Origin of the sequence: Streptococcus suis YS161 (genome assembly GCF_002760245.1) — a bacterium.
Taxonomy (GTDB): Bacteria; Bacillota; Bacilli; order Lactobacillales; family Streptococcaceae; genus Streptococcus; species Streptococcus suis_I.
In genome coordinates this window covers 1-4897 of record NZ_ASCA01000022.1, presented here as the reverse complement: position 1 = coordinate 4897, position 4897 = coordinate 1, and the positions used below count along the sequence as shown (strand labels likewise).

The 4897-nt window shown below is 42.8% G+C and carries 5 protein-coding genes and 1 pseudogene; 4 read left to right on the top strand and 2 right to left on the bottom strand.

The window, feature by feature from the left end:
- Nucleotides 1-99: 99 nt before the first annotated feature.
- Nucleotides 100-645 (bottom strand): NADPH-dependent FMN reductase, encoded by a 546-nt coding sequence (locus SST111_RS03480; RefSeq protein ID WP_099810034.1) that lies wholly within the window; start codon nucleotides 643-645, stop codon nucleotides 100-102.
- A gap of 63 nt (nucleotides 646-708) precedes the next feature.
- The gene (locus tag SST111_RS03475; protein WP_002938613.1) at nucleotides 709-1158 is read right to left on the bottom strand and encodes a MarR family winged helix-turn-helix transcriptional regulator; all 450 of its coding nucleotides are present in this window, start codon (nucleotides 1156-1158) and stop codon (nucleotides 709-711) included.
- 213 nt (nucleotides 1159-1371) lie between these two features.
- On the opposite strand from SST111_RS03475, the gene SST111_RS03470 reads away from it, so the two are divergent.
- From SST111_RS03470 to SST111_RS03455, 4 genes and pseudogenes are all read left to right on the top strand, one after another.
- Nucleotides 1372-1869, top strand: a complete 498-nt coding sequence (locus SST111_RS03470; protein WP_002941731.1) for a cell wall elongation regulator TseB-like domain-containing protein — start codon at nucleotides 1372-1374, stop codon at nucleotides 1867-1869.
- Nucleotides 1866-3047, top strand: a complete 1182-nt coding sequence (locus SST111_RS03465) for a pyridoxal phosphate-dependent aminotransferase (RefSeq protein ID WP_002941730.1) — start codon at nucleotides 1866-1868, stop codon at nucleotides 3045-3047. Before SST111_RS03470 ends, SST111_RS03465 begins: the two co-directional genes overlap by 4 nt.
- Before the next feature lie 14 nt (nucleotides 3048-3061).
- Nucleotides 3062-4408 (top strand): asparagine--tRNA ligase, encoded by a 1347-nt coding sequence (asnS, locus tag SST111_RS03460; protein ID WP_002941729.1) that lies wholly within the window; start codon nucleotides 3062-3064, stop codon nucleotides 4406-4408.
- 205 nt (nucleotides 4409-4613) lie between these two features.
- Nucleotides 4614-4835: pseudogene (locus tag SST111_RS03455) on the top strand (MATE family efflux transporter); the annotation flags it as partial.
- Nucleotides 4836-4897 lie beyond the last annotated feature (62 nt).

Sequence of the window (4897 nt, the reverse complement as noted above, 5' to 3'; positions counted from 1 at the left end):
CAGCCACCAGCATAGCTGGTGGTTTTCTTGTTTTTCTCTACGAGAAAAACTGGCTCGAAGCCATAATCAAAAAAAAACCAGAAATTCTGGTTTTTTTGATTATTGAATTGCTGCCAACAGATCAGCTGCTTGTTGCTTGAGTTTTGCTAGAGTTTCGTCAGATAACTCCAATACACCTGTTCCCCATGCTTCTGGATTGATGGTTGAACCTGTAAATTCACCAGCAATCTGAGTACGGATAAATGGAAGAAGGTGTTGGAAGTCTTTGAATAGGTGGTCGTGACCACTGTTTGCGACTGCAGAGACAGTGGTGATTTTATCTTGTAGGATAGATGGTCCTTTTGGATTGGATAAATCGAGCGAACGACTGAGCCAATCGAGAGCATTTTTTACGATGCCTGGGATTGCATAGTTATATATTGGTGAGAAAATCCAGATAGCATCCGCAGCGTCTACTTGTGCACGTAGCTCTGCGATTTCAGGAAGGATAGGTGTCTCGATGTCTTGGTTGAATAGGGGAATTTTTGCAAGATCAATGTAAGATACTTTAGCCTTATCAGCCAAGAATGCTTCAGCTTTTTTTGCCATTTGATGGTTAAAAGAACCGTCACGTAGTGAACCAACTAAAAACAATACGTTTGCCATGATGGACCTCCTTTTCATAAAAACATAAATTTAGTATATCGTATTTGTCTTTTGTTGGCAATCCTAGGTCTGCTGGTTCTTGAATTTTTTAAGTATCTCGGCTAATTGGTCTTGTTCTTCTGAACTAAGGACAGAAAAAATCTCTCCAACGTGATCATAATGCTCTGGAAGGATTTTTTCAATGGTTTCGCGTCCAAGTGGAGTGAGAGCAATCAAGGAAGCACGACGGTCATTTGTATCGATAGTCTTGTAGATATAACCATCTCGAATCATGTTTTTTATAACGACAGTCATGTTGCCAGAAGTACTTAATAATTTATCAATTAAGTCTTGAATTCGCAGATTTCCTTTGTTGTAGAGTGCCTCCATCACTCCAAACTGACAAACTGTCAGTCCGTATTTTTTGATTGTTTCTAATTCTGATTTTGTGATAGTATTAGCTGCTCTGCGAAAGACGACTAGACTGTGAAGTGCATGCTTGTTCTCGTTTAAAGATTGTTCAACAGTTCTCATGAGAATATTTTAGCAATAAATAGCTCGGTTATCAAGCAAAAAAAGTTAAATCCTATATTCATAGGTAAAGTACTTTCTATAGCATAGAGAAGCTGAACTGTGGGTCCCAGTTCTTATATCCGTTCTCTGTCTGAAGGAGAATGAAAGTTTATTCACAATTCAATTACGGAAAAAATGGAAATATGCTTTAACTTGTAGTATAATAGGACTACTATGGAAAAAAAGATTTTTCAACTTTTGGAAGTATTGGCAACGAAGAAGGGCCAGCTGATAGCTGGTTCCTTTATACTCCTAAGTGTCATGACTTTTTCGATATTCGTTATTTTGGACCTTGCAGCTAAGCCTTTTTCTGATGTACAGAATCATGCTATTTCTGTAGCTCGAGACTATGCGGATATAGAGGTTGTTGATGATGTCTCTATCTACAACGGGACAGAAACATACTTTAGCGTGCAAGGAAAGACGAGTCAGGGGGAAATGATTGCGGTTATCATTCCTGAAGAGACAAATACTGTGTACGTTTATCCAATGGCGAATGGTATTTCTAAGGAAGAAGCGCAGGCAGTCGCTACAGAGAATGGTGCGTCAGTAGCTGATAGGGTGATTCTAGGTTTTAGGGATGACAAACCAATTTGGGAGGTCAAATCTGGGACAGCTTATTATTTAGTAAATTTTGAAACAGGAGATTTTATCAAGAAGGAGGGCTTATGAGCAAGTTATCAAGACGAGTCTTAGAGATGGAAGAAAGTGTAACTCTGGCAGCAGGTGCGCGTGCAAAAGCCTTGAAGGCGGAAGGACGTGATATTTTAGAGCTGACCTTGGGTGAGCCAGACTTTGTCACACCCAAGAATATCCAAGAAGCTGCTATTAAGTCTATCGAAGATGGTAAGGCGAGTTTTTATACGGTAGCTTCAGGTCTTCCTGAGTTGAAGGACGCAGTCAATACCTACTTTGAGAATTTCTATGGCTACTCTATCGAACGCAATCAAGTTGTTCTTGCGACAGGTGCTAAGTTTGTCCTCTATGCCTTCTTTGCGGCAGTCATCAATCCTGGTGATGAGGTCTTGATTCCAACGCCTTACTGGGTATCCTACGCAGACCAAATCAAGATGAATGATGGGGTGCCAGTCTTTGTCACTGCAAGTGAAGAGCACAATTTCAAGGTAACGGTTGATCAGCTGGAAGCGGCTCGTACGGATAAGACCAAGGTATTCCTACTCAACAGCCCGTCCAATCCGACAGGTATGATTTACAGTCGTGAGGAGTTGGAAGCTATTGGAAACTGGGCTGTAGAGCACGATATTCTCATCTTGGCAGACGATATTTACGGTCGTTTGGTCTATAATGGAAATACCTTTACACCGATTTCAAGCATTTCAGAAAGCATTCGCCAGCAGACTATTGTTGTCAATGGGGTGGCCAAGGCCTATGCCATGACAGGTTGGCGGGTTGGATTTGCCGTTGGTAATCCTGAGATCATTGCAGCCATGAGTAAGATTGTCGGACAAACGACGTCAAACTTAACAACCGCTGCTCAGTATGCGGCCATTGAAGCCTTTACAGGTCCGCAAGATACAGTAGAAACCATGCGTCAGGCCTTTGAAGAGCGACTTAATACCATTTATCCCTTGCTGGCAGAAGTGCCAGGTTTTGAAGTGATCAAGCCAGAAGGGGCCTTCTATCTCTTTCCGAATGTTAAAAAAGCTATGGAAATGAAAGGCTACACAGATGTAACTGAATTTACCACAGCGATTTTGGAAGAAGTAGGAGTTGCAATGGTGACAGGTGCTGGTTTTGGAGCTCCTGAGAATATCCGCCTCAGCTATGCGACAGATATGGACACGCTCAAAGAAGCAGTGGCTCGACTATACACATTTATGAAAAAATAAAAAGAGGAAAAATAATGTCTAGAAAATTGATTACCATCAACCAAGTAAAAGATTATGTCGGTCAAGAAGTGACCATTGGTGCCTGGGTTGCCAACAAGTCAGGTAAGGGCAAATTGGCCTTCTTGCAGTTGCGTGACGGAACAGCCTTCTTCCAAGCAGTTGCTTTCAAGCCGAACTTCATCGAAAAATTCGGTGAAGAAGCTGGTACTGAGAAGTTTGATGTAGCAAAACGCCTCAGCCAAGAAACGTCTGTCTATGTGACAGGGATTGTCAAGGAAGACGAGCGTTCTAAGTTTGGTTATGAGCTAGATGTGACAGACCTTGAAGTGATCGGTGAGTCACAAGATTACCCAATCACACCAAAGGAACACGGTACGGACTTCCTTATGGATAACCGTCATCTCTGGTTGCGTTCTCGTAAACAGGTCGCTATCCAGCAAATCCGTAACGCCATCATCTATGCGACTTATGAATTCTTTGAAAAGAATGGCTTTATCAAGTTTGATAGCCCAATCTTGTCTGGAAATGCGGCAGAAGATTCGACAGAATTGTTCGAAACAGACTACTTTGGTCAACCTGCCTACCTCAGTCAATCAGGTCAGCTTTATCTTGAGGCTGGTGCCATGGCCCTTGGTCGCGTCTTCGACTTCGGTCCTGTTTTCCGTGCGGAAAAATCAAAAACTCGCCGTCACTTGACTGAGTTCTGGATGATGGATGCCGAGTATTCATTCCTCAGCCATGAAGAGTCACTTGACTTGCAAGAAGCTTATGTCAAAGCCTTGATTCAAGGGGTTATCGACCGTGCTCCACAAGCCTTGGAAACTCTTGAGCGTGATGTGGATGCCCTCAAACGCTACATTGCGGAGCCATTTAAACGTGTGGCTTATGATGATGCCATTACCCTTCTTCAAGAGCATGAAGCTGATGAAGATACAGACTACGAACACATCGAGCATGGTGATGACTTTGGATCACCGCATGAAACTTGGATTTCAAACTACTTTGGTGTACCGACTTTCGTTGTTAACTATCCAGCAAGCTTCAAGGCCTTCTACATGAAGCCAGTTCCTGGCAATCCAGAGCGCGTGCTCTGTGCGGACTTGCTTGCTCCAGAAGGCTACGGTGAAATTATCGGTGGTTCGATGCGTGAGGACAATTACGATGCCTTGGTAGCCAAGATGGACGAGCTCGGCATGGACAAGTCAGAATACGAATTTTACCTTGACCTTCGTAAATACGGTTCAGTGCCACACGGTGGTTTTGGTATCGGTATCGAGCGTATGGTAACCTTCGTCGCTGGTACAAAACACATTCGTGAAGCCATTCCATTCCCGAGAATGTTGCACCGCTTGCATCCGTAATACAGTCGTTCAGTTTTTCTTTTATTACGTCGTTAACTCGCTTTGCCGTACCTTAGTACAGCCTGTAGCTCGTTGCCTAGTACTAAAAGTAAACTGAAAGACTGCGAAATAAATATTCACTGACAGACTACACATGTGGTCTGTTTTCTTGCTTTTTCGCTCGCTTTTATTTATAATTATTCTAAATAAAATCGTGGAGAGGAAAATGAAGCAAGAAAGTTTAGGAAAAGAAATTATTCGTTTGGCCTTGCCTGCTACGGTGGAAAATATTTTTCAGACCTTAGTTGGTTTTGTGGATACCCTCTTAATAGCCCAGCTAGGGCTGGTAGCGGTGACGGCAGTTGGTCTTGCCAATACGATTTTGAATGTCTATTTGGCGGTCTATATGGCTTTGGGAGTTGGGTCAACAGCTTTAATTATGGCTTCGAGCCAGTTTTTCTCGTAGAGAAAAACAAGAAAACCACCAGCTATGCTGGTGGCTGCCAAGGC